Here is a 25,716-nt window from a genome sequence, read left to right on the forward strand (position 1 = left end):
TGGGCAGGGTTTTTGCTATGATTTCAAGGAATAAATCATTACTAAACATGGCTTATCCTCCATTTAAATAATATAATGTTTACAATAAAGGGAGGACTTTGTACATGTTCAAAACCTTAAAACTAGTAAGACCAATTCTTCTAGCAGGCAGTATGCTTCTAGCTATCAGCATGATGCATTCCGCATGCGACAGCAATACGATGCATAAAAGCCCAGCTGCCAAACCCGCTGTAACAGCTGAAGCTCTCCCGGAAGTTAAATTGACTTGGTACTTCCCTGGGAACTTCCCGCAGCCTGAGCAGGATAAAGTATTCACTGAAGTGAACAAGGTATTGAAAGCGAAAATCAACGCAACCGTAGATTTCAAACCTTTCGCATTTGGAGACTATGATCAGAAAATGCAAGTTGTCATTGCCTCCGGCGAACCGTATGATATTGCCTTTACATCAAGCTGGATTGCCAACTTCAACCAAAATGTTGCAAGAGGCGCCTTTCTTCCTCTCGATGATTTGCTCGTAACCTATGCTCCTAAAACCTATGCTTCCGTGCCAAAAGTGATGTGGGACGCTGCAAAAGTGAAGGGTAACATTTATGGCTTTGTCAACCAACAGATCTCTGCCAGAACCCCTGCCTTGATGTTCCCCAAAGATTTGGTAGACAAATACAAGTTCGATCTCAGTTCTGTAAGCGGAAAAATGAATATGGACACCTTACACCTGTTGGAGCCATATGTAACGAGCGTTCATAAGGATGATGCAAAGAAAGCGTTTATTACATCTTTTGATCAAGCTGGCAGTGAATTGTTTAATCTTGATGCCATTTCTGGCTTTAATGTTCCAGGTGCGGTTGCTTACTCCGATGAATCACTTAAAGTCATTAACCAGTTCGAAACTCCGCAAGCCAAGAAGTTTGCAGCTACAATGAGAGATTGGAACGCCAAAGGTTTATTGAATTCCAAAGACCGCATTTCTAAGAAAAAAGATGAATGGACCGATGCGAAGGCTGGTAAATGGGCAGTGAATCTCGGCGGAGCTTTTAAACCAGGCGGCGATGTCGGGGAAACGGCTCAAGCCGGTTATCCCATGGTGGATGCTCCTGCTGGAACACCACATCTTACAACAAGCGCTATTACCGCTGCGATGCAAGGTATCAACAGAAATTCAAGAAATCCTGAGAGAGCCATGATGGTGCTCGAGCTTCTGAATACAGATAAAGACCTCTATAATCTGTTGAACTTCGGTATGAAGGATGTCCATTTCAAAATCGATGGGGATGGGTTCATGATTCCTGGCGAGAATCAAAAAGCGTACAATCCGCAAGTTCCATGGATGTTCGCTACCAACTTCCTTGCTAATGTTGAAAAAGGTATGCCTAAAACGGTTTGGGAAGACACGAAGAAAATGAACGAAACGGCAACAGCCTCTAAATTGCTAGGATTTAACTTCGATGCAGCGCCGGTAAAATCCGAGATTGCGAAGTCGAGCGCTGTTTATGACGAATACTCCAGATCCATTGAACTGGGAATCGCTTCGATAGATAAGTACAATGAATTTTTGGTTAAATTGAAGACGGCCGGTTCTGATAAAATCATTGCTGAAATGCAAAAACAAGTCGATGCTTGGAAAGCTTCGAAATGAGAAATGATGAAAACCCTGTCAACAGTTCATTTACTGTAGACAGGGTTTTATCATTTCCTTCTTTATGTCAACTTGAACATAAGCCCAAGACTCAACCGTTTATGACAACGGTTTGATTAAGATACGGCGCACCTGCTGGAAATCGCAGCTTCTCGCTATCAGGAAGGACTGTTTCTATGTTATTGTGCTTCCAGGACCGGACACCCAAGTTGCTGGACGAGGGAGCTTGCCGTCAAGCTCAGTAAACACCTCGGCCATATCAGCCGCAACTTCTTCTCCAAACTGTGCCATGGCCCAATCCGTATAGAAATCGGCGATTGGCAAATCACGTTCGCGAATCTTAAGCTCCGAAAGATCTCCCTCATACCTGTCGATTGCAGGTCCTCCGCAGTTAATCAGGCGCGAATAAGCCTCACCCTTGAACTGATTGATATCATCCGTTTGCCCTTCCACCTGTATGGCACACAGGCAAGCTTCGCCGCTATGGCAATTGAAGGTAATATCAATGAACCCATCAGACACTTTCAGCTCATGGATCGTACGCTCCAATGGTCGATTTCCCTCTTTGCTTTCGCTGAAAATATCAAGTTGGTAAATTCTTTTATCAATACTTCCATTCGTGAAAACGTCAAAGACTCGCTTGCCGGGCTCCGTAACTTCCCACTCCATAAATGTTAAAGTCAACGTATAGGTTCCATTCGGCACCTGCAAACGGTATCCTTTCATACCGACTCTGGCCGTTCTATATGGCTCGTCGTGCAGTCCTGCCAACACCTCTACTGTCCGTGCTTGACCGTCCCAATATCCTTCTGTAGAACTCGTATCTTCAGGCTTTTCCTGGTTCTCGCTCCAACCAGCCTGCTCCCATCCTGCAGCCGCGAGTGCAGCAAGCGTCGGATCTATCACTTTCGTCCTCCAATGAATGCCCAGAAGACCTGAGCATCCATACGATGCAGCATCAGCCGCATCCCTTCGCATACGTCCCGCCCAAAGCTGCGGTAGAATCATGGCAGGATCATCTTCAACCCATGGAATCGCCCAAGTTGGACGCTGCCCAATGGTTTTAAAACCAGGCTCTACGAATTCATTGCCGAGATTTCGGTTAATGCAGCTGAATGGCACTGACTTAGGCAAATGGCGGTCAAACAGGGTCCTATCCGATTGAGGGCCTAGCACCCAGCCGCTAGTGGCAACTTGAATCGAAGCGTCTACCTTTTCAGCTGCATGAATGGCTGCTTGAATATCGCGCAATGTCGCTTGCGTTTGCTCTTCCGTGTTGCCCCCCCATGTCCACAATTCCGGTGTCCATAACCAAAAGTAATCAAGCGGATGCGTTTGTTTGATTCGTGTAAAAATCCCCTCGTAAAGCTGCTGAATCGTCTTCTCATTCTCAAGATCCATTTCCTTTCGAATCAGATGAGATTTAACCTCCTCCGGTATCGTAAGCGGCCCTTCCGTCCCAAGGCATGTGGAAATGCCAAGCTCCTGCGCATACGAAAACACGTTTCTCAACAAGCGGCCGAAACGATTAAAAAGCTCATTGCTGGCCTCCATCGTTTCAGGCCATGGCGCCATACCTTGCATATAATCCGCGCCATAATCGTCCCTTTCGAACAATTGATCTCCGCCGTCCGAATAACTCCCTGTTTGCTTCGAGACATATCCCCATGCACCATTAATGGTCGAAAAATGTCTTGAAGGATAACTATGATTCACATCTCCATTGTCCTTCACGTCCTCTGGAAGTCCAATCCAAGTTGCAGGCTCAGCACTAGCATAAAGATTCGTCCGAGGTCTTTCTGGATAGGTGTGCATGCCGATGAAATTCATACGAAGCTTCGGAAGCTGGGACAACACGCTCTTATAATCATCTTGGTTCCACCAATCCGGACCTTCAGGGAAATCATGAAAAGGGAGAATACCTCTCAGTGGAAATAAAGGAGAGCCAGATTCCTCGATGTCAGGCAGGACTAGCGGAATTTGCTTATCGGGAATAATATCGCCATGAAGAGCAAACCGAATGCCCCAATGCTCTGCTATACGGTATGCAGCATATAGCAATCCGCCTTTGCGTCCTCCTGTGATAACAAGACGCTTTCTGCTTGAAGTAGCAACAGTCTTCAGCAGATAGCCTTGTTCACTCATAGATGCTAATTGATTCTGCGGAGTAACAATTATGTCTGTAATTAACCTGCTGTCCGAATAACCAACAATAAAGCCGCTTGCTTCTTTAGGCATGGAATCTTCCTCAACCAACGGCAATAAGACGGAAGTCCGAACATACAAATAGCGGCGTATTTCCTTTGCGGCGAACTTCTCTTGACGGGAAGCGCTTCCCGGATAGCAAATGAACAAGGAATTTGGCATTTGGAATCACGCCTCTCTCTCTTTTTTGTACATTCATCTTACTTTGTCTGGTGACTGACAACAATGTCTGCAATTATCACTTTTGTATCTGAAATTGATCATGCCAAGCAGGGAAGAAACTCCGCTTGGCACGATCCATTTTCATATTAAATTTCGCCATTGTTGTCCGTGGTTCAAATACCCACACCAAGCTTCTTCAAATTATTGAAACTGGTCGCCAAGCACGCAAATGGATCTCGGCCATAACATTCATCTTGTTCAACTGGCGCCCATTCCACACCAACACTTTGACATGCTTTCAGTATTTGGTAGTAATTCATATTACCTTCGCCAATCTCGGCAAATCGCTGTTCCATATCACTCATTACTGCAAAATCTTTCAAATGAACGAGTTTCATTCTTCCTTTCAATTTGTTTATCCACTCGATCGGATCTGCGCCCCCAGCTTGAACCCAGTATAAATCAAGCAAGAATTCGAAGGTATCTGGGTCTGTTTCCTCCAAGAGAATCTCCATGCCAGTTTTCCCATCAAATTTGGCAAACTCAAATGAATGGTTATGATAAAAGAATTGCAATCCCGCCTGTTTTAATTTTTTTCCAATTTCTGATGCCTCTTTGGCAAAAGCCAAATATCCTTCTTTACTGCTGCGATTTACCGGCGGCATCCCGCCTAATCCCACATATTTACAATCCCAAATTTTATGTTTTTCAATAACCGCATCTAAATGATTTGTTAAATCCGAATATGGAATATGGGTGGCGCAGATTGTCAATTGCTCTCTGTCTGCAATCTCCTTTAACTCCTTATTATCGATGGAACCTATTCCTGAAACTTGAATGGCCGTATAGCCGATTTGTTTAATCTTGCTTAGACTGATGGAAATATCCTCAGGAGTTTTCAAAAAATCCCTTATTGTATAGAGCTGTGCTGCTATTTTCATTTCATCACTCACTTTCATTGATAATAAAACAACTATAAGGGAATCCCTTACCCTTACACTAAGAAAGATTCTGTCCAATCTGTGCAGTATTTTGACCTTCCATCTGTTCGTAGATCGGTCATGGCGATACGTTGCTTCTATAGACGTTTAATAATAAATTCGGCAGGCACGGACATGACCGTACCTGCCACTATACTTGTTGTAAGATCGCTTATTGCGTGGTTACTTTTAAGACTGGACGATTGCTTACCGTTGTATTTTCACGAGCACCATAGTGGGTGTCCGTTGTGCCCGAAAGCAACTGTGATGAATAAATTCGGATCGATAGCTTCTTACCGCTTGCCATAGCAGCAACAACTTGGCTCGTCACGTCGAATTCATGAACGCCAACTGTCGGAGCGAACGTCGCAAGCACGGTACCGCTTGAAGCCGGCTTGTTGTTCCATGTAATACCGCTTTCCGTCCATGAATTATCGCTTACTAGCTCCACGACTTGATTCGGAGCAGTGGCACCCGCTGTCGTTAAGTTCAGATCGATCTTAGCCGAAGTAACCGTACCTGTGACGGAGGTAAGATCGTACTTCACATAAGCCTCGCGGGAATAGTCCGTACCATCTGTTTTTACATCCAGCGTTGCGCTGGTTCCGAAATTTTGACTAGCGTAAAATCCGTCACGCACGTAACTGTCTGCACTTGCTGTCAATATTGACGTTGTCGGTACTGTAAGTTCAAGTACCGGACGGTTGCTGACCGTCGTATTCTCGAACGAGCCGTAGTCCACTTCGGATGATCCGCTTACTTGCAAAGCTCCATGAATTTTCACTGACAGCTTCTTGCCGGCAGCCAGCGCACTCTGAACCTGACTCGTCACATCGAAAGAATTGACGCCCAAGACAGGGGTAAAGGTTGCAATGACCGTAGATGAGGCCGGTTTGTTATTCCAATTGATCGTGGTCTCGCTCCACGTATTGTCACTGACGAGCTCTACCACTTGATTTGGCGCCGTGCTGCCTTTGGCAGTTGCATTCAGCTTAATTTGAGCCGCATATACAGAGCTTGTGACTCCAGACAGATCAAATTTCAGGTACGATTCGCGGGAGTAGCCTACTCCGTCATTTTTGACAGCGAGCGATGGATCCACACCAAAATTCGTTGTCGCAGATGCCCCATCTCTTACATACGCGTCATCATAGGAATCAAGCACAATCTTGCCTGGCGTCGATTGAGCGTTTGCTGGCGTTGGTACAATTGGCGTTGATCCCGACGATGCACCCAGATTTTGGAGCGTAACATTGTCGATGTAGACAGTCGACTTGTTTCTTACCGAGAAACCAGTGCGTCCTGCCGTCGTTTTCAATGCAGGAATATTGCCGTCATAGCTCAAGATGTTGTCCACATAAAGCGTGTAATGAGTTCCTGTATAGGTCAGCTTGACTTTATGCGGCACTCCTGTCGTTAGCGCGACACCTGGCATATTGATAATGCCTGTATTCCCTTGCGGATCCCAGTATCTCCATCCGTTAGCCGCCGAGTCGAACCCGATGCGCGTATAGCTGGTTGGCGATGTATATCGGATGATAGCTCCTGCCACATTGTTGGACTGTGGCGTAATCGTGAACGTCATTTCTCCGTCCGCAATATCCGCAGTGTTCTGATCAAGCGCTACCGTCTCATAACGATCTGTACTCAGCGCCAATTGTTGGCTGACAGCCTGAACCGAACCATTACCGTAAGCAGCAATCCAACCGCCGATTTGCCCGTTATTGAAAGTTTGATCCGGTGTCTCGACTGGAGGAGCTACGGTTCCTAGATCCACTGTGAAATCGTCGATGATGAAATTATCCCATCCGCCGATGTTATTGATGAATCGAATGCTATAATCGTTCGCGCTTCCCGTTGTGAATGTCTTATTGTAGTAATATTTAGAGTAATCGATCGTTTCATTGAATAGATCGACCATTCCGCTGCCATAGCCGCTTGTTACTGCGATGTTATAGCTGTTCTGCAGCGACATTCGATATGGGAAGCTTATCGTATAAGTCGTGTTTGGAAGCAGCCTTACAGTCGAAGGAATCGTTCTCATCATTTCGCCTGTGATGCTAGAAGCATCCGTGCTATTGGCACGCATTTTCAATGAATAATTACCGTTTATCGTGTCGTTCGTAAATCCTGCATGTAAATCCGAAATATGGGCTTTATTCGTATTAATTGGAATGAACGGCCCAAGTCCTTCATTGTTGCTCTCGAAATCATCGAAGAAGTAGTGGCTTCCTGGCGGTGCTGGATTCGTAAGCTCCACCACGCGAATATCGTCTAAATCGACTTCCGCTGTGGAAGATCCCGCCACCTGAGCTGCTTTCATATAAATCGTTGCGCTTGAATTACCGGTAGGCACCGTGAAATTAACACTGAGCCGTTGCATGTTATTACCGATCGTGCTCCGCATCGAATTGTAGTACTTATTCGGTATGTTCGATAGGGTCATCGTATTGGTTACTTCAGTTCCGCCATAGTTCTTCACACCGACCGTGGCTGTCTGACCGTTCTTCACTTCTGCCCAAACCGACATTTGATACGTCTTGCCAGCTGTCAACCCAATAATCGTTTGGGAAATCGTTGCGTCAGCCCCGTTGTTCCCTCTCACTTGCAGGTAAGGGTCTCCCGCCGCATTCGTTTGGATCGAGACGTGGTTCGTGCTGCCGCTTATGGAGGATACGCTCCAATTGTTCAACGCGCGGCTGTCAAATCCCGGATCCTTGACGAATCCGCCTGAACCGAAGTTTAATGATGATACCGGTGTGATCGCATCGGCTTGACCGTGTTTATAGACGACATACGGCGTATTGGCCGTGGCATTGATCGTAACTTGACCCGCGGTTACTGGCAAAGTCGTTACCAAGGTTTTGCCTGTATCGGATAGTTGATATAGATCAACGCTAGTTACCCCTGCCCAGCTTGCCGGCAGCGTCCAGGTCGTATTTCCGCCAACAGAGTTATAGTGATACAACTTCGTCTCGGATTGCGGATCCCATGGGAGCAAATATTGTGTCAATTGCGGTGTAATTGTCTTATTGTGATACCCAACTGCACTCGATGCAACAACCTTTTTCTTAAATTGATTCTGGTAAGTGGCAATCAAGTTACCGTTCTTTCTCAATTCAACTTTCGGATTGTTCGTGACGTATTGATTGGTTCCTTCGGTTGTATTCGATACGGTGCCCGGATCAACAACCTGTCCCGTAAGTCCATTCTGGAACGTAACAGTGGTCGTTTGATTCAGTGCCTGATCCACATTCATCTTCATAATGCTGTAATTCTGCATGTATTTGAATAGCAGCGTTTGGTTATAGAAGACATTCATCTGATCATTAATTGTCGAACCTACGGCACCCTGGTCCTCGTCTTTATCGTTCCCGTATCCCATCGCGCTCGCATGTCGAGTTGTCAGCAAGATCGGATCGAACATAAATTGGTCAGTGACATTATTTTTAATGAAACGTTCGACCTTGCTCTCAATCTCATTCACATGGCTCCAGATGCTAGAGCGATTCAATGCTCCGCTCATTTCCGAGCCGATCATCCAGCCGTTGTTGTTCAGTTCTTTCGCCAACTTCCACTGGTTATAACCAAGACCCGTGTAGACGTCAATGTAAGTCCATTTTAAGTTCGGAACATTCTGCTTCAGTTCACTTAATCTGGCAGCCAAACCGTTCGACCCGGGGTCAAGAGAATCTGCATGGCGATTCAGATAATACCCTGTATCCATCGTTTGCCATGAAATATTACCAATTTTATCATAGGAATAATGCTGCGCTTCCGGGTAAGCATCGTTCAAATTTAAATGAACGCCGACATACGCATTATACTGGCTTGCTTCGTTGACTAACGTATTCAGATCGGTTAAGCCGCCTAATCTTTTGTTAATTACGTTTCCGTAATCATCAAAACCGTCATCATGCCCTTCATGCTGAAAGCCTTTGTATTGAAGCAATTGACCGAAACCGTCCGTATACGAATAAAATTTCTTGATCATATCCAACGTCCGCAGGAACGGCCACTGGCTCAAGCTCTGACGTGAATAAGCGATTTCCGGCATCACTTTAGGGATCACATCATATCCCTGCGGTAGCGTCATGATTTGACGGTAGGCAATACCGCCATCCTGCCAATCTAATGTCCCGTCTCCATTCGCATCGTCCGTAATCGCAACCTTCGCGTACGGAAGCTCGACGATTTCCGAGTTGATTCCATCCGTTTCCCTATACGTCCAGGGAAGACTCCAGACTCCAAGCTTCTTGTAACCGGTCTTGGCAACGGTTTGGTAATAATACCGTTGTTCATTGCCTGCATAACTTAAATCGGCATCTTTGTTTGCCAAAATCTCGAATGCATTGCTGTAGATCGAACCAGCTAACTCATTCGTATTCAGAATCACATAAGTCTTCGCGACAGGAGCAGCGTCCGTTGCTTTGCTTGATAGTACGTTATATTCTTCTTTGCTGGAATTCCACGATCCGATGTCAGCACCTGTCTCCTTTGCACCAGCTTGCGTATCACGGATCGACAACAGACTTTGGTTCGGAAATTCAACCGTCTGAACCAATGTGGAACCGCTTTCTTGGATGTTCGTCACTTTGAAATCCAGCACGTTATCGACAACATCGATTACAACTGTCATGAGAACGTTAATACTCGAGAAATTCAGCGTATATGTGGCTTTATCCGCCGCATTCTTCACGAACGTAACCGTAGGTGTATAGGAGACTCCGTTAATATTCACTGTTGAGATAACATCCTCTTGCCCGTAAATAATTTTCCCGCTGCTTAACCATTGATACTGGATAACCCGTGGAAATTGATCGTCAATTGTTACCTGCATTTTGGCTGACTGAATCGTCGTAGAAGCGGCATAAGCCGTACCTACACCCGCAAAAAAAGCCGGAACACATAAAATCTGTGTGAGCATAACGCCTGTTGTTACTAGTGATACCAGTTTGCGTGAACGTACCGATTGCTTAGCTTTCAATATTTTCATCTCCTCACGTTTTTTTAAAACGCTTACATCAAATAATTACATGGCCTCCTTTCTAAATAGTTGGCATATAAAAAACGGCGGGATGATCTACTTTTTTCAAGTATGATTCACCCGCCGAATAGCCCTTTTCTAAAAACGATTTCTTATTTACCGCCTCTTGCTTTATAGGCATCGTTCACTTCTTTCGTTAACTTTTGGAAAGAAGCGTCCTCCTGCATGGATTTGACGAACTTATCCCAATCGTCCAAGCTGCTTTTGCCTACAAGCGTATTGATTTCATTGTCATATATTTTCTTGAGGAAATCTGCGCCCTTTTCTGCATTCGTAGGTGTATTGATGCCTGTGGCCGGATCCAAAATGGATTGCTTGCTGATCGCATCAACCAGATCGTGGTCATACTTGAGAACCTCTGGTGACATTTCTCCATGTTCGGCTCTTGCATATTTGTTAAAGAAGGATGGTATCCATTGACTTGTGTTCGGCAACATATTCTGCTTTTTGGCGGCATCCGACTGTACTGCAATGGTCGGAAGGTTAGTATCTGTATAGTCTTTATCCTTAATACCGTAGTTGAGCAGCTTCCAACCCTCTAGTGTATTGCCATAATCCATGAGTTCCAAAATCTTTTTCATTTTATCTTCTGACACTTTCTTACTGATCATCAGTTGGCCGAAACTTCCTGAACTTTTTTCATAGTAACGCTTGCCATCCGGTGCTGCAGGCAGTTCATAAGCAACTGCGTCTGCTTTCGGATTCACCTTTTGTAGTTCTTTGATCACATTCGGCGTGTTGTAAATGTCATAAATATTTCCGATATACATGCCGATTTTCCCTTGAATGAACATATCCTTTAACTGTTGGGCCTTCATAACCGGATAATCTGGCACGACCAATCCATCTTTGTACGCTTTGCTCCAGTAAGTTAGCGCAGTTTTCATCTGCGGAGAAGCGAATGCCGGAGTTAATTGACCAGCGTTGTTTGCCCAGCCTTGCATAAGACCGCCAGCTGAAGAAGAACCGAACATCGAGTATAAGTAGGTTTGAGGCGTAGGCGTAGCATATGCGGCAAATCCGTAAGTATCAGGCTTTCCGTTGCCGTCTGGATCGTTTTTCGTAAACGCCTCCATGACTTTGTAGAATTCGTCTGTCGTCTTCGGCGCCTGTAACCCCAGTTTGTCCAACCAGTCTTTGCGAATAATGAGCGATTCATGGCCATCCTGCGGTCTAACCCGCGGTACTCCAAAGGATTTGCCATTAAACGATAATGCGGTATACACACCAGGATCGATCTTGGATAAATTCGGATAGTTCTTGAGGTATGGTGTTAAATCCCAGAACGCACCTTGACCAAGCGCTTGAGTCCAATTCTGCTTCGTAATATCCCACACAACTGTCAAATCCGGCAAGTCATTCGACGCCAGCATAACGTTAACTTTATCATCGTAATTGTTGGAAGGCACGTAAGAAGCATTGATTTTAACATTCAACTTCTGATTGAGTTGTTGAATGTTTTCCAAATCGTTAGTAGGTGCATCATTGTAAGTAGGTGCGATAATCGTAACTTCCGTAGGTGCTTTGGGCGCTGCTGAAGTTGCAGGTGTAGCTGCAGATGTCGATGACTGACTTTCCGCAGGTTTATTGCTACCGCACGCTGTCGAAATCAGCATAAGGGCTGCTGCTGCCGTAAGACCACTCATTTTTAAAACCTTTTTCATTGTGTGTTGCCTCCTCAAATTTTTTTTTTAGATGTTGCTGCCCGCCTTTTGAAAACATGTTTACATTATTGCCATTCCAAAACGCAGTATCACCCCTCTCAAGAAAGTTTTACTTAACCCTTCACAGAACCAAGCGTTAAACCCTTGACAAAATATTTTTGCAAGAATGGATACACCATGACGATCGGAACTGCTGCAAGCACGACAGCTGCCATTTTCACCGTTTCCGCTGGAATCACGATTCCTGAAGCTTCATCAGGGGGAGCCGCGCTTGCGGCTAGCATTTGCTGCAAAACGACTTGCAACGGACGCAGCGTGTCCTTATTGATGTAAAGTACGCCATTGAAATACGTGTTCCAATACGCGACTCCGTAAAACAAACTGAATGCGGCTATGACCGGTAAGGATATCGGAAGAATAATCCGGAAGAAGATGCCGACATCCGAGCAGCCGTCCATTTTACCTGATTCCTCCAGCTCTGCAGGTACGTCTTGGAAGAAGCTTTTCATGAGCAGCACGTAAAAAGCAGTCGCTAATCCTGGCAGCACTAGTGCCCAGAAACTGTTCAACAATCCTAAATTTCGAATCAATAAATAGTTAGGCATAATGCCAGGGTTGAACAGCATCGTGAACAAAATCGAGGTCAGGATGAAATTACGGCCTTTCAATCTCTTGCGCGATAATCCATATGCCAACCCTGACGTCACGAGCAAAGCACCAACCGTACCGACGATTGTCAGTAACGCTGTAATGAAGAAGGAGTTCATAAACGAATTGTTAGACATAATGTAACGATATGACGCTAAACTCCATGTTTTCGGAAACAGCATAACCGGCGTGGATATAAATTCATGCGGTTCTGTGAAGGACACAATCGTAATGTAGATGAACGGCAATACGGTAGAAAGTGAAAATAAGAACAGTGCTGTATAAATGAAGACATCTAACCATTTGGAGGAACGATCCATCTTAGTACACTCCCTCCTCGCCCATTTTCTTTGCGATACGGTTCGCCGCGACGACCATAATGAAGCCAACAATCGATTTGAACATACCTGCGGCTACGGCAAAGCTGAATCTCCCTTGCTGAACACCGACGCGATATGCATACGTGTCGAATACGTCCCCAATGCTTTCAACAGGAGCGCTACTCATCAGGTAGACTTGCTCGAAACCGACATCCATCACCGTTCCTAATCGTAGGATGAGCAGAACGACGATCGTGGACTTAATTCCTGGCAGCGTTATATGAATCAGTTGATTCCATCGGCTAGCTCCATCGATTTGAGCTGCCTCGTACTGCTCGGGATTAATACTAGTCAGCGCCGCAAGGAAAATGATCGTCCCATATCCAGCATCCTTCCAAATACTTTGCGACGTTAATAATAGCCAGAATGTATTCGCATTCGTCAGAAAATCAATTTTCGTTCCGCCAGCATCTACAATCAGTCCATTAACGATCCCAGAAGATTTGCTAAGCAAAATGAAGCAAATACCTGCAATGACGACCCATGAGACAAAGTGAGGTAAATAAATGGCTGTTTGCACAAATTTCTTAAACCGTACTCGACGCACTTCGTTAAGCATTAGCGCCAAGATGATCGGCGCCGGGAAAAAGAACAGAATGTTCAAGAAACTAATGGCTAGCGTATTCCTCAAGAGCTTGAAAAAATCAGGATTCGTTAAGAAATCACTGAAATATTTAAAGCCAACCCACTCGCTCTTCCAAAACCCAAGGAATGGGGAGTAGTTCTGGAATGCTAGCGACAACCCCCACATGGGCCCATATTTAAATATCAGAAAAAAGAGCAAGCCAGGCATCATTAATAAGTACAAATACTTGTCTCGTCTCAGGGCAGTTCCCCAGCCCCTTAACCATAGTGTCATATTTTGTCACCTCTCGTAGCTGCAAGTGCAGATTTAATACTTGCAATATACGATTCAAACTTTGTCGCCTGCAAGATGCAATTGTTGCGCAGCCACAACCCCCGTTAGATCAAGACTTTTTCGAGTTAGTCGCATTATTTGCGTCAAAGGGAGCACCTAAAAACAATAAAATGCGACTCACCACAGGATTCCAGTTTATTTAACAAAAATAATGCTCGCAGGACTGATCCCGCAAGCATTATTCGTTACTATCATTTGACTGATTCCCTATACTGACCAGGCGTTATACCTACCTGTTTCTTGAAGACACGCATGAAATTTTGACGCTGATACCCGACAAGATTAGATATCTCGCTAACCGGCAAATCGGTCTCCGCTAATAATTGCTTTGCTTTCTCAATACGATATTCCGTCAAATAATCAATGAAGGCAGTCTGCTTAATTTTCTTAAACCATTTGCTAATCTGGAACGTACTCACCCCGCAATAATCTGCGCATTCTTCAAGAGAGATTTCCCGATGATAATGTTCATGTATGTAAGTTACGGCTGTCATCACCATTCGTTCATACTCGCCATGCCGATTGCCCTGCACGGCCGTAATAATTGGAGAAATTAGCGCTGTCACAAACCATCTTTTAATATCCTCAATACTCTTCAATTTACGTAAATGCGTATAAGGATCGTATTGTTCGAATAGCTGCTTCGGTTCTACCTTCAAGCTATAAGCCGTTCTCATCGTTGCGGCAAGCAGCTGATTACAGTAGAGCAGCACACCTTCTGGAGATCTTGCCTGCCTGCTGACCGTCTCCATGAAATCATTCAACATTCGCTCTGCTTCCTCTTGATTGCCAAGCTTCAGAGAGTTCTCATAGTGCTGCTCTAGCTCAACGGGATAGCTGCTCTCGCTGGCGAGGCTGCCCTCGTCTAGCAGCACCATATTCCTTCCCGTAATGATGCGCGATTCCAATGCAAGCATGGCTTGGCGGTACAATCCCGGCACTTCCTTCGCCTCATATCCGATTACGCTTAACCCAACCGTCACTGGGAGCTGTAAAAAGTTGGAGAGTGTATGCCGCATATTTTCAGCAAAAGCAAAGAAATCAGGTTCCTCCTTGTCTGCTTCCGGCGTCTCAGGCGCACTCCAAATCCAAGTCGCTAGGCTATCATTGAATACATTTACCGTTACGCCTCGCCAATTATTCAGTGGAATAAATTCGTCAATAATATTTTTCATGGAAAAGAGCATTAGCTCTTTATCACTGTCGAGAAATTTCCCCTGTCGGTCTGTATCCATATCGAACGCAACCGCAAGCACAGCGAACTCCCCTTGATCAGGAAGTTGATAACGCTTTAACAGTTCGCCTAATTGATTATTGGTATAGTAGGCAAATTGACCCTGCAGCATCTGCAGAACGAAAGACTCGCGTATGATCGGCTGTTGATGCGTCAATTCATTCTTTAGTTGAGATGCCGTATGCCTGAGCTCCAACCAATTTCGATGGAAGAAGCCCATCTCATCAGAATCAATCTCCGTATCAGAATCACTTCTAATATTCGCCAGTAATCGCTCAACGGGCCGGTAAATTTTTCGATTGCCGAAGAAAGAACCTCCAACGCTTACTAGAATGAAAAACAAGACGATGCCCATCGTGATAGACGCTATTCCTTTTGACTTGGCATGCAATTCATTAACAGGAATCACATCGATATATTTCCACCCGCTGTAGTTCGAAGATATGCTTGTAACCAGAAATTGGGTGCCATCCCAAGTGAAATTATATTTGGACTTCCCTTCGCCTGCTTGTAAAATGCTCTCATAGAAATTGCTTGGCTGTAGCTCGTTCGATGTTGAGGTGACTAATTTCCCTGACTCGCTTACTACGAACATGAATTGTCCTTTATAGACTTTCGAATCCCCAATGGTTTCACGTATTTGAGTAGAGTTTACTGACGCAAGGACGAGCCCAATCGGATCATTGCTGCCGAGTGGAAACTTATTAACCAACGTTACACCTCTATCTGTAACGCTATTGGGCGTCACAGGGAATGTCTCATTCAACCAACGCAGCCGGTAATCAGATTTCATCTCATGATCGAATTTATCCCGAACGGCCATGCTAATAACATCTGGCCGGATCGTACCATTCGTCGGGGAAATATACGCAGTGTCCCGAATATAGAGAGCGAGTTCGTTCAAATCCTTATTCGTATTTTGAAAAGCTCCGAGTATCTTATACACTTTGCCAAAGAAGTCGATTTGATCCACTTCTAAATCATCATTGTATTCCGTAAGAAAATAAGGCGAGTTCAATATTTGCAATAGATTAATCTGAATCGCCTGAAGCTTTTTATCCACATTTTCGGATGCAGACTTCAAAATCTGATAATTAGCTTTGTTGACTTCCGTTTCTACAACGGACGAAGCATAGAGATAGCTGCCCAATCCAGTGATTACCGTCGGGACAATCGAAATAAAAAGCGAGACGATGATCATTTTCCTCAGCATTGATTTCTTTTTTTTGGGAAAAAAATTGAAAATTTTCACTTCAACGGTTACCTCCTAATGGTGTAACATGGCATGGGTATGTTTATTGTAACAGATACCTTTTGTCACAAGTAAGGCACAATTTTTGCTCATTCATTCGAGAATGTGCCAATTGATCATCGTTATCCCGTTGATAGTCTTGATCCACGGTAAATTTTCTACCTTTTATTCCTAAATATTGCTCTAACCACATAACAATCTCAATCTCGCTATAAATGATACATGTATCGTTATGATCATTCATGATTGCCAGTGAGATATCCAAATGCTGCATCATCCTCCTTTGCAATACGCATTGTCCGTAAAGCAGCGGAGAAAGCTTTCTTAGTTTTTAAAGTGACTCTATACAGGTAATCACCCCAGACTGCCTGTAGCTTCTCATCCGTCAATTTGATGGACTCGTTTAATACAAGAAGAGTGCTTTCGTCGTAGTAAATATACACCTTCTCGTCACTGTCATTCTGAAGCAATCGCTAATATACCTGTCAAGTTTGCGCATGACTTTTTCAATTGCTTGGCAACGACGCTCATCACAATTCTCTAGGAGAAGGAAAGCAGAAAGGCAATTAGCATTGATCCACGGATTCCAATTGTTCATTTTACGGTTCGTTTCCAGCCCCATCCACCATAAATCACTGCGCTCCAAATATGGATCGAAAATTCGACGCTTCATTTCCATACGAATTCGGTACACAAGTCGATGTATTGATCGGCAATATTAGGTAAATTATCAGCAGCGCTTGCTTTGGAAATAACCATATGTGGGGGAATTACCCAGGTCGATTCTTCGCAAATGGTCCAGATACCATTCATAGTCTGGTCGATAAAGCGGCCTGCTCCTTCCATACATTCGGCAAAAACTAAGGAAGCCAATGCCGTCCTGCGTTCCTCAAATTTGTACTGGAAATGAACGACATTTCCATTTCTAACATATTGCATATAATCTACAGCCGTAAGTGCAGGCCAAGGAAAGTCAAGGAAAATTTGTCCTCTGGAAATCCAATAGCTTCGAATCGTATCAGGAATTTTTTTCCATATTACCTTTTTTTCAAATTATTGATAAGGATGATAGTTTTCATACGTAGTAATGAGTTCAATCTTCTCCTGCTAATGTATGAATTATAAAAACAGGCAGGCACGGACATGACACGACGATTGCTTACCGATAATACCACACTTGGTCACCTCTCGTAGCTGCATGTTCAGATTTTATACTTGCATATACGATTCATGCTTTGTCGCTTGCAAGATGCCAGCAACGGTATCATTTGAAATACAATTGTGACTTTTAAATACCGAATCGAGGACGGTTGGAGCCCCATCCCAGCCTCTCCACAAGCACCTAAAGTATGCATCAAGAAAAAACGTAAGAAGGATACTTTTTTCAAAGTATCTTTCTTACGGGACTAGTAATTACCTTATCTTAAATGATAGCTCTGTACACTCTTAATAAATGGGTGGACGACCTTCTTGTCAGAGGAGTATGGAAGACAGGAACTCTCTTGTTATGTTCAGCGTACGGGCAATTTCATCTTCTGTCGCTGTGTAATTGAATAAGGCAAATGCATGTTTACTTGCGGGCAGTAGTTCCAGCCTAACCGTTACCCCTAGCTCCCGAAGCCGCTCGGCGTATTCTGCACTATGCTCTGGAGGTACAACTGAATCCATAAGACCATGGATGTTTAGCGTGGGTGGGTGCTCAGCCGACAAATACACAAGCGGAGACAAATTGCGAGCCTGTTGGTGCTTCATTAACCACCCCTCGGCACTATCCTCGCCGATAAAATTGTAATGTAATCTTGCCTTCCACCCGCATAGCAAATGAGTTATGGGATTATACGCAACCAGTACATTTGGCACGCAGGAAACAGAAGGGCTTGTCGTAGTGTCCTCTATATGAATTAGCGTGGTCACAGCGCAAGCCAAGTAGCCCCCCGCCGATTCACCAATTAGTCCGATTCTGTTCGCGTCAACGTTCCACTGGTGGGCATGGCTGCGCACATAACGCACAGCTTCTTTGCAATCGACAATACAATCTTCCAACTTAATACTGTCTCCTGTGGGGAACTCACCTTCCATCTGAATTAGACGGTACTCGACTGAAACGCACACATACCCAAGCCTCGTAAAATAGCGGCATTGTGGCAAAAGCATCTCAGGCTTGCCGCCTGTAAAGCCGCCCCCATGAATGAAGACGAGGCAGGGACGAGGAGAATCTGCAGGCTCTTTAGGCTCCATCACCAAAAGACGCAGTTCCACATCGGCAATCCTGCGATATATCCTTTTTTCTAGCTTGTCTATTTGTAGAATCTCCCATTCTTTTGCTACATCCATTAAATTTACAGTCACCTCGTTTTCATTGCTTCTGCTGGGCTTCTTGTTTTGTCTTAAATTTTGAGTTGTTGTAGATGAATTCACTGTTTAAGATTCTGTGAAAAACCTCAATACAGGTATTGTCTGCATCAGAGTTGGCTTTCGGTCTCTAGGTCACAGAAAATCTTTACCATTGCTGATAAGTGAAAATCGCATACAACTCCGGATTCTCACTATTATGAATTTCCCCAAACACTTGTTTTGCGGGCAATAATACCGATTGTTCTCCGTCGTCGTTCAGTGGAATATCGGGAAGTTTTGCATGTAACTGTCTCCAACGGGCTAGCAGGCTTGTATCCTCCAAGACGCCTGCCGCAAGTTGGTTCAGGACGTACTGCAATCCAGCGATTTCTGGGAGTGGGATTATTGCCTCAAACCATGTTTCCAATCGTAAAGATCGAACCGTTAAACTTGATCGGAAAAGCACCCCTTCCGCTGCAAGCATGCATATACCTTTGCAGCGTGTAGCCGCTTAGGATGGTCTGCAACGACTCGTCGTCCGAATCGATCCAACTCCGCTGCCAAAAATCCTGCCACCAATCACGATGCTTCTCGCGGCTCGTTTCGAGCGGTGTCGACTCGCAGACCGCAGCGGACATTTCGATCTGCCTTACCCATTCCTCGGCAGTATCTGTCTGTGAGCAAAGTGCATGTAATTCAATGCAATATTTGTTACCTGGCACTGCAGAACTGAGCGTCATCAGGCTACTCCGGAGCAATCCGTCTCCTTTTGCCATCACCCCGAAGGTACGATGCAGCAATGGATCACGGAAGGAACCGTCCTCATACGGGATACTTTGCAGACGCATGTTCTCCGGCCAGACGGATCTTTCATTGCGGTGATAACAGATAAGTTTGTCCTCATCCTCAGGCAGAATGGTATCAGGTTCAGCGAAGACACGCTCTGGGCCTCCATTAAGCCCGTATGCACTATGCAATTCGATGCCCGTTATTTCGCGCCGCTCCATTCGCCAAGGTTCTGTTGAAACAGCCAGCCCCACTTCCTGATCCGCATCCACTTCAATGCGTATGACCGAATGATGAGCATCTACCCTTACGCGGTAACGAAGCTGCTTGCCAGCTTCGTCGATCGAAACGGTAATCTCCCCTTCCTCCAACCGCAGACATTGCTGGAATTGCCGGGTGTTCCAGACTTGTCCCGATGCCTTAATGCAAACTTTCCCCAGCTTTACCAGCCTGCCGTTCTCGTCCCACGCGTCCGTCTTTGCAATCAACATCTGCAAATCGCTATTTTCTTCGACCCATACATTCACTCCGACATCGCCGTTACCGAGCGGCATCGAGCCCTTGGAACCGCTGCTAGGCGTTTCCCAAATAACATCATGCTTGCTATACATTCTCACACCTCATATTCTATTTATCATCTAATTTAAAGGCTATGTTAAATCTTAATGTTGTTTTTACAACAAAAGAAAACCGCCCTTTGAAAAGGCGGTTAATTTAACTATCGTTCGCCGTTAGTGAAATAGGGTGAAAATATTAAGCCTTACTTGCTTCATCTATTTGTCCATACTTTTTAATATTGAGCTTACTACAATTTCTGCTAATGCTTTATCACCCAACGCATTGTAATGATAACCATCATTCACCCTATATTCGCTTTTGCCAAGCATTGGTGTATATAAATCATTGATTTGCAATTGATATTTATGGGCTAATCGTTCCATTGCTTTGTTGCGATCGATGACGATATGATTTAATTTACTGTCTAATTCAGTTGGAACGTCCGTAATTGTCACTGGCGTCGAGAACGCCAAAATCATTTTTTCAGCGTCGATTTGAGCGATAATATGCTGAATCACCTTTTCCAAATGATGCTCATACTGGTCCGCAGATAAATGCATGCCATGCAATCCATTGTTAAAATGAATACCATGATACTTACTTTCGTTTAGCTTAAGCATGTAGTCCAATTCAATTAAAAGGGCGGAATTATCCAATGCCCGTGAGGAAGAAAGCTGATCCACATAAATTTCACCTTTAAGCTTCTCATTCACATAAGGACGATAAGCTCTCGAAATCGAATCTCCTACCAACAATACTCTTTTTTTGTTCTGTTGCGGTGCTTCTTGCCACCAAAAATCGCACCATTCATTTTGTTCAAGCTGAACCATCTTCATCCTCCATCTTTTCGAGTGATAGCAAAAAGCTGACATCTGTCAATCATCGATTTCAGCTTGACTTCTATTAAGGCAATGTTGATTGTACACTTATGTCATCAAATAAACAGTACCCGTCTCACCACTTCCCCTAAACGAACTCTTTGGCCGCCTTGTTCAAAGTTTCAAAGAGTAGCTGTTCCTGTAATCAAACAACGGTTGGCCTTGAAATAGCCCATATACTTTTTGAAGTTCTTCGGGCTCCAAGCCCTTTCCATCACAAAATGATAAATTTGTGCGCAGCGATTGGAGCGAAGCCGTCCCAGTAAGAGTGACATGAATGTCAGGGTTACTTAAACTGAATCGCATAGCAGGCTCCACCAGCCCTTTCGGCTCCGTCTTACGTAGAAAAGCCAATTGCTCAATCCGATTTAAAGATTTCGTTCGAACATCTTCTTCCAAGAAGTGAGCAGGCGCATCGGCCAGCATGCCTAAACCAAGGACGCTGCCATTAATGACACCTATTCCCATCTCATTAGCAAGCGGCATTACCTCATCTTTAGCCGTATGATCGATGAGCATATATCGCGCGTAAAATTGAATCGCGTCAAATTTCACAGTTTTCATATAGGCCAACATCAAAGGTAGATCCCTCGTCGACACACCGAGAAAACGGATTTTCCCGTCTTCTCGCAGTTTCTCCAGAGCCGGTATCGTCTCGTTCACAATTATCTCGTAAGACTGCTTTTCCACATCATGAATTTGCAAAATATCAATATAATCTGTTTCCAGCCTTTGCAGGCTTTCTTCCACAGATCGAATGGTCGTTTCGTAATCGTAACTCATGTCGAATCGCGTTGCCTTAGATGCTATGACAATTTGATCTCTGAGTCCTTTAAGCGCTTTGCCGATACGTCGCTCCGATTCTCCGTTGCCGTATTTAGGCGCAGTATCAATGAAATTGACGCCAGAACCGATTGCCTCATGAATTAATCGTTGCACTTCGGCTTCATCTGTCTTACCGAAATCTCCTGCAAGCGGAGCTCCACCCAGACCAAGCTTAGATACTTTGAGACTCGTTTTACCGAAAGTCGTATACTCCATGTTTCTCTCCTCTTTCTTACTAGGTTTACTGGTTTCATCTACTCCTAGCAGTTTTGACAGGATATATGACATCTACCAGACGGTCAGCAGGAGTTGCTTGCAATAGGGTTATTTCCCCATTTTCATATTTCCCCCTTACCGTAGTGTTGCCTGTAGCATGTAATTTAAAATCTACATTCCAACTAGACGGCCAGGATGGTAAAATTCTGATTTCATTATTATTATTTTGCAAAATCATTGTCTGCAAAGCGTTCATGGCCACAGCGCCATTATCCAAATCAGGTATCCAGTCCATTTTATTCCAAAATGCTGGAAAATCTGTAAGAGACGAATAACTTTTGAATTTTATAATCATTTCCTCCTTGGCTTTGGCTGTTAGTCCAAGATAAGCAGCAAGTATGGAATCATAATGCCAGCAATCCGTTATTGTTGCTCCAGTTTGAAATTCACGTTCGTTAAAAGATCTAATAGCAATATCTAGATCAGGCTTCCCAAGTCCGTATATTTTATAGGGAAATATAGCATATTGATCACCGTTCTCTTCGTTAGTACGATTTGCTGTAGAGTAGGATTCGGCTGGTTTGATAATAGTCTCTGAATTAGCGTTAGTCCCAAGAGGAATTGGTGGCAAGGCATTCAAACAGTTTTGCCATTCATCTCTTTGCGCTTGTGTTGTAATGGTTGTAGGTAGTGCAAGTAATTTGGGCAGAATAGCTCTAAGGCCGGCTAACTCTGGAGTAGGATTAGCAACATCAGTCCCATACGTTTCCAAAATCTGTGCGGGATTAATCTTTATTATCCCATTCTCTCGCGGATAGTGCTGATCATAGAATTTCACCACTTGCTCAGCTATCGGAATAAGCGTATTGGAAGCAAATGCATGATCCTTCGTATACTCGAAATATTCCAGCATCATTGCAGAAAGTTCTATGCCCCCCTGCCAATAATATTTAATATGAGGATTCTTCGCCTCATTAGTCGGATTCGGGATCGGAGAATTGTGCTGAAAGTTATCAATATTGGATAATCCATAAAAATTTGTGACTTCAGGAAAGAATGCACCTTCATGGTTGTAATAGTGCTTAGTGACGTCCATTTGCAGGTTGAGCATTTTCTTATACATATTAAATAGCGGAAGCATCATATCATAATCACCAGATGCAAGCATTGGCCAATACAAAAGCCTTGTATTCTGCCACCATATGGGCGGACCCCAGAGCCTATAGTCTGCATTCTGATCTTCAAAATCGAAATTAATTGTACCTCCGTTAAACTTAATTGGATATTTTCCTCTTCCTTGGATAGCTTCCATAAACCTCTGCAACAGGTAACCCCTTGTTACTATGGTTGCATCCGCGTCACCTGTTACAAAGACCCAACTCCTGCCCCAGAACGAATCCCACCAGTTAATATGGTTGTTACGCGCCGTTGCTATATCTGTGGCTTCAATATTGGTAATGATGGTATTAAGCTGGCTTTCCCAAGTGTCTACTGTGTTTGTGGTTGCCGTATAGGGATAAACGGAAAGCACAAAATTAGTCCCGTTAGAACTTGAACGAAGCGTTGTGTTACTAATGGAAACCATATTGGTGCCTTTCATGATAGCCCCAAATGTCGAGTTAACATAAGGATCGGGGTGTGTACTTACTAAGTCGCCTAAGTGTTGAGCATCAAGTGTCTTTTGGTAATATAGACTGGTGTTATTCCTGTGATACCATAGTATTTCATTGGTTCTTGGCAATACCTGATCAGCACTCTCCGAAGGATTTGGTGTAAGTCCAGAGCTAGCTATTCCGTAATAACTATGCTTCGTTGAATCGTTCATAGAGATAACAGTATCGCGCCATATCTCTGTAGTTGCTTCGATCTGAAAAGGTTGCTCTCCTGTTGCCTCAACTCTAATTACAGGCTGATAGGCATCCACCCAAGCCCTGAGGGTAACCTGTTGGCCTACCGGTCCGGCAGTTATTAGGATCTCTCCTTGACGTAGTTTCAAGATCTGCGAGAATTGATGATCTGTAGCGAATGGGTTAGGTGTAATTTTAACACGCACCCTTCCCAATTTTAATAGTCGAGTCGCTTCGCTCCAAGTGTCTGATTTTCCTATATAGAACAAAAGATCCCCATTAACTTCCGTCCATACATTTAAAGTAATATCGCCATTTCCAATAGGCATAGAACCCGCTGAGCCAATTGTGCTTGGAGCCGAGAAGGCAACATTGTAGCTGTCCAATTTGGCTTGAATGTCGGAATCCAACGAAGAAACTATCTTTTTTGAAGTCGTTATAATCTTATGTTTTAACATTTTCACACCATCCTCCATAAACATGTTAGTCTCCAGAGCCCCTCACTTAGCAAGGGCTATGGAGAATCCAACAAAATTCTCTCCTAGATTATTGAATAGATAAATCATGAATTTCAGACGGACTTAAAACTCGACTGTAGATTCTAACATCATCTATTGAACCGATAAAACCATTTGATTTGGATGACCCCGAAGCGCTGATAATCCAATACCAGCTGTTCCAATTTATCGTTCCGAAATTTGCCGATGCTTCTTCGTTCCCGTCAATATAGATTTTAAAAGTACCATTCTTTGCATATCTCCACGTCACCAAATGCCACTTCCCGTCATTTACGCTTGTCGCAGAGTTAATTCTTCCGAACGAACTGTGATATAAGTTTATTTTTCCAGTTGATGAACCGACATTCATTGAAAATTGCACGCCTGGACCATCATTCCATCCCCCGAACAAATACTGATTATTCGCCGTCGAGGTCGTGTTGACCCACATACCCATCGGGGCTGCCTACATTGTGGAATCCGATATCGACATTGCTTGTCGTACTATCCAATTTTATTGCGTTCCCATTCACGCCACTTATCCAACTTGACGTACCGTTAACCATCCCATTAAATGAATTTCCTGATGAATCGGACGCCGTCGTTCCACTGCTTTCATTTAGCTGCCATTGCCCGATCGGATCTTGCGACAAAGGAATACCTGGCTCAAGCGCGACTAAGGATACCCTGTCAACATAGGCTGTATTGGAAGTAGTTCCATCTTTATAAACTCTTATGGTCACGCTAGTGCTACTAGGTCCAGTCGTAAATTGAAGTGTGGGATGCTGCATATTAAAAGGTTGGAGGTTCCGTTGTCTGCATATAGACCAGCCGCATAATGCAAGGCAGAAAAATTATGTATTCGGTTATACCTCCATTCGGAGTTCCCAACGTCCATGCCATAAGGATGGAAAGGCTCATCATCCTTATTGCCATCTTTAAGTATTTGTGAAATATCATTGTGCTCAATGATCGTATTGTAATAGTAGTCCTGAACAGCATTGCTGCCGATATCATGTATCGTATTGTAACTGATCAAAAATCTTCTGCCATTTGCAATCACAGCCATTAATGCGTCATGGATGTCGTTGTTTACGACTTTAGACTCCTCGCCACCAAGCGCAAAAGCAGCTGTTGTTTTAGCATTCTTAATGACGCTATTTTTAAGTATATTGGCCCGACCATAATGGTTATAAGCCATACCCCCAGGTACAATTCCGCTATCTGTTGTCATTGCACCTGAGAATCCCACATTTCCCGGATCATACCCAGCAGAATATGACACTCTTGAAATTGCCGGATAATCTGCAACAATCCCATCAATACCTGAGTCTTGTGAATCCCAAGTTCTTATTCCAGTTCCGAAGATATTCAAACCTTTAATATGGATATTTGTTGAAGTCCCCAAGTCGAAGCCCCATTTGCGGGACTTCATTTCCACCAAATGATTAGCCGGGCAATCGCCTGTTGGCGTGTATAAAAATAAGGTACTATTTGAAGCATCGATATACCATTCAGTAGCAACATCCAAGCCAGCGCGCGAGCCAGCTAAATAAAACTTTTTGGTGCCTGTATCAGGTGCATAACCAGGTTTTGTATATGCCGGCAATTGCCAAGCATATGCACCTAGACCTGGATCAAGGTAGG

At 44.2% G+C, this 25,716-nt stretch carries 20 protein-coding genes; 1 reads left to right on the forward strand and 19 read right to left on the reverse strand.

Going from position 1 to position 25,716, the window contains the following annotated elements; genetic code table 11:
• Positions 1 to 104: 104 nt before the first annotated feature.
• Positions 105 to 1,637: an ABC transporter substrate-binding protein gene (locus MJB10_RS16765; RefSeq protein ID WP_314796495.1), complete on the forward strand. Its 1,533-nt coding sequence runs from the start codon at positions 105 to 107 to the stop codon at positions 1,635 to 1,637.
• 174 nt (positions 1,638 to 1,811) lie between these two features.
• Here MJB10_RS16765 and MJB10_RS16770 read toward each other — a convergent pair whose 3' ends face one another.
• The 19 genes from MJB10_RS16770 to MJB10_RS16860 all read right to left on the reverse strand — a co-directional run bounded on the left by MJB10_RS16770 (position 1,812) and on the right by MJB10_RS16860 (position 25,678).
• Positions 1,812 to 4,004 (reverse strand): malectin domain-containing carbohydrate-binding protein, encoded by a 2,193-nt coding sequence (locus MJB10_RS16770; RefSeq protein ID WP_314796497.1) that lies wholly within the window; start codon positions 4,002 to 4,004, stop codon positions 1,812 to 1,814.
• Positions 4,005 to 4,177: 173 nt separating this feature from the next.
• Positions 4,178 to 4,963, reverse strand: coding sequence for a sugar phosphate isomerase/epimerase family protein (locus MJB10_RS16775; RefSeq protein ID WP_314796498.1), 786 nt, complete (start codon positions 4,961 to 4,963; stop codon positions 4,178 to 4,180).
• 193 nt (positions 4,964 to 5,156) lie between these two features.
• Positions 5,157 to 9,971, reverse strand: a complete 4,815-nt coding sequence (locus MJB10_RS16780; RefSeq protein WP_314796500.1) for a CBM96 family carbohydrate-binding protein — start codon at positions 9,969 to 9,971, stop codon at positions 5,157 to 5,159.
• Positions 9,972 to 10,123: 152 nt separating this feature from the next.
• Positions 10,124 to 11,695: an extracellular solute-binding protein gene (locus MJB10_RS16785; protein ID WP_314796503.1), complete on the reverse strand. Its 1,572-nt coding sequence runs from the start codon at positions 11,693 to 11,695 to the stop codon at positions 10,124 to 10,126.
• Between the two features lie 113 nt (positions 11,696 to 11,808).
• A complete protein-coding gene (locus MJB10_RS16790) occupies positions 11,809 to 12,663 on the reverse strand; it encodes a carbohydrate ABC transporter permease (RefSeq protein WP_314796504.1) in 855 nt (284 codons plus the stop codon).
• Between the two features lies 1 nt (position 12,664).
• Positions 12,665 to 13,582 carry an ABC transporter permease gene (locus MJB10_RS16795; RefSeq protein ID WP_314796505.1) on the reverse strand — a complete coding sequence of 306 codons (918 nt, stop codon included), beginning with the start codon at positions 13,580 to 13,582 and terminating at the stop codon, positions 12,665 to 12,667.
• Positions 13,583 to 13,833: 251 nt separating this feature from the next.
• Entirely contained in the window at positions 13,834 to 16,128 is a 2,295-nt protein-coding gene (locus MJB10_RS16800) for an AraC family transcriptional regulator (RefSeq protein WP_314796507.1), read from the reverse strand.
• Between the two features lie 43 nt (positions 16,129 to 16,171).
• Positions 16,172 to 16,372 (reverse strand): hypothetical protein, encoded by a 201-nt coding sequence (locus MJB10_RS16805; RefSeq protein ID WP_314796509.1) that lies wholly within the window; start codon positions 16,370 to 16,372, stop codon positions 16,172 to 16,174.
• A 159-nt stretch (positions 16,373 to 16,531) separates the two neighbouring features.
• Positions 16,532 to 16,801: a hypothetical protein gene (locus MJB10_RS16810; protein ID WP_314796511.1), complete on the reverse strand. Its 270-nt coding sequence runs from the start codon at positions 16,799 to 16,801 to the stop codon at positions 16,532 to 16,534.
• Positions 16,798 to 17,067, reverse strand: coding sequence for a hypothetical protein (locus MJB10_RS16815; RefSeq protein ID WP_314796512.1), 270 nt, complete (start codon positions 17,065 to 17,067; stop codon positions 16,798 to 16,800). The genes MJB10_RS16810 and MJB10_RS16815 overlap by 4 nt, the downstream gene beginning before the upstream one ends.
• A gap of 534 nt (positions 17,068 to 17,601) precedes the next feature.
• On the reverse strand, positions 17,602 to 18,462 hold the full coding sequence (locus tag MJB10_RS16820) for an alpha/beta hydrolase (protein ID WP_314796514.1): 861 nt from the start codon (positions 18,460 to 18,462) through the stop codon (positions 17,602 to 17,604).
• A gap of 166 nt (positions 18,463 to 18,628) precedes the next feature.
• Positions 18,629 to 18,889: a hypothetical protein gene (locus MJB10_RS16825; RefSeq protein WP_314796516.1), complete on the reverse strand. Its 261-nt coding sequence runs from the start codon at positions 18,887 to 18,889 to the stop codon at positions 18,629 to 18,631.
• Positions 18,873 to 19,859 carry a DUF5703 domain-containing protein gene (locus MJB10_RS16830; protein WP_314796517.1) on the reverse strand — a complete coding sequence of 329 codons (987 nt, stop codon included), beginning with the start codon at positions 19,857 to 19,859 and terminating at the stop codon, positions 18,873 to 18,875. The genes MJB10_RS16825 and MJB10_RS16830 overlap by 17 nt, the downstream gene beginning before the upstream one ends.
• A gap of 162 nt (positions 19,860 to 20,021) precedes the next feature.
• Positions 20,022 to 20,636, reverse strand: a complete 615-nt coding sequence (locus tag MJB10_RS16835; RefSeq protein ID WP_314796518.1) for an SGNH/GDSL hydrolase family protein — start codon at positions 20,634 to 20,636, stop codon at positions 20,022 to 20,024.
• A 162-nt stretch (positions 20,637 to 20,798) separates the two neighbouring features.
• Positions 20,799 to 21,725, reverse strand: a complete 927-nt coding sequence (locus tag MJB10_RS16840) for an aldo/keto reductase (RefSeq protein WP_314796519.1) — start codon at positions 21,723 to 21,725, stop codon at positions 20,799 to 20,801.
• Positions 21,726 to 21,759: 34 nt separating this feature from the next.
• Positions 21,760 to 24,030: a DUF5703 domain-containing protein gene (locus MJB10_RS16845; protein WP_314796520.1), complete on the reverse strand. Its 2,271-nt coding sequence runs from the start codon at positions 24,028 to 24,030 to the stop codon at positions 21,760 to 21,762.
• Positions 24,031 to 24,118: 88 nt separating this feature from the next.
• A complete protein-coding gene (locus MJB10_RS16850; RefSeq protein WP_314796522.1) occupies positions 24,119 to 24,526 on the reverse strand; it encodes a LamG domain-containing protein in 408 nt (135 codons plus the stop codon).
• The gene (locus tag MJB10_RS16855; RefSeq protein ID WP_314796523.1) at positions 24,489 to 24,812 is read right to left on the reverse strand and encodes a hypothetical protein; all 324 of its coding nucleotides are present in this window, start codon (positions 24,810 to 24,812) and stop codon (positions 24,489 to 24,491) included. Before MJB10_RS16855 ends, MJB10_RS16850 begins: the two co-directional genes overlap by 38 nt.
• The gene (locus tag MJB10_RS16860; RefSeq protein WP_314796525.1) at positions 24,809 to 25,678 is read right to left on the reverse strand and encodes a hypothetical protein; all 870 of its coding nucleotides are present in this window, start codon (positions 25,676 to 25,678) and stop codon (positions 24,809 to 24,811) included. The genes MJB10_RS16855 and MJB10_RS16860 overlap by 4 nt, the downstream gene beginning before the upstream one ends.
• Between the last annotated feature and the right edge of the window lie 38 nt (positions 25,679 to 25,716).

Origin of the sequence: Paenibacillus sp. MBLB1832 (assembly GCF_032271945.1) — a bacterium.
Lineage (GTDB): Bacteria > Bacillota > Bacilli > Paenibacillales > NBRC-103111 > Paenibacillus_E > Paenibacillus_E roseopurpureus.

Bases quoted from the DNA above. Each gene is read 5' to 3' on its own strand.
- MJB10_RS16845 (WP_314796520.1), bottom strand. From the start codon at position 24,030: ATGTTAAAACATAAGATTATAACGACTTCAAAAAAGATAGTTTCTTCG.
- MJB10_RS16805 (WP_314796509.1), bottom strand. From the start codon at position 16,372: ATGAATGATCATAACGATACATGTATCATTTATAGCGAGATTGAGATT.
- MJB10_RS16765 (WP_314796495.1), top strand. From the start codon at position 105: ATGTTCAAAACCTTAAAACTAGTAAGACCAATTCTTCTAGCAGGCAGT.
- MJB10_RS16770 (WP_314796497.1), bottom strand. From the start codon at position 4,004: ATGCCAAATTCCTTGTTCATTTGCTATCCGGGAAGCGCTTCCCGTCAA.
- MJB10_RS16790 (WP_314796504.1), bottom strand. From the start codon at position 12,663: ATGGATCGTTCCTCCAAATGGTTAGATGTCTTCATTTATACAGCACTG.
- MJB10_RS16850 (WP_314796522.1), bottom strand. From the start codon at position 24,526: ATGGGTATGTGGGTCAACACGACCTCGACGGCGAATAATCAGTATTTG.
- MJB10_RS16835 (WP_314796518.1), bottom strand. From the start codon at position 20,636: ATGGTTCAGCTTGAACAAAATGAATGGTGCGATTTTTGGTGGCAAGAA.
- MJB10_RS16820 (WP_314796514.1), bottom strand. From the start codon at position 18,462: ATGGATGTAGCAAAAGAATGGGAGATTCTACAAATAGACAAGCTAGAA.
- MJB10_RS16830 (WP_314796517.1), bottom strand. From the start codon at position 19,859: ATGTATAGCAAGCATGATGTTATTTGGGAAACGCCTAGCAGCGGTTCC.
- MJB10_RS16840 (WP_314796519.1), bottom strand. From the start codon at position 21,725: ATGGAGTATACGACTTTCGGTAAAACGAGTCTCAAAGTATCTAAGCTT.
- MJB10_RS16815 (WP_314796512.1), bottom strand. From the start codon at position 17,067: ATGCAATATGTTAGAAATGGAAATGTCGTTCATTTCCAGTACAAATTT.
- MJB10_RS16785 (WP_314796503.1), bottom strand. From the start codon at position 11,695: ATGAAAAAGGTTTTAAAAATGAGTGGTCTTACGGCAGCAGCAGCCCTT.
- MJB10_RS16810 (WP_314796511.1), bottom strand. From the start codon at position 16,801: ATGAAGCGTCGAATTTTCGATCCATATTTGGAGCGCAGTGATTTATGG.
- MJB10_RS16795 (WP_314796505.1), bottom strand. From the start codon at position 13,582: ATGACACTATGGTTAAGGGGCTGGGGAACTGCCCTGAGACGAGACAAG.
- MJB10_RS16775 (WP_314796498.1), bottom strand. From the start codon at position 4,963: ATGAAAGTGAGTGATGAAATGAAAATAGCAGCACAGCTCTATACAATA.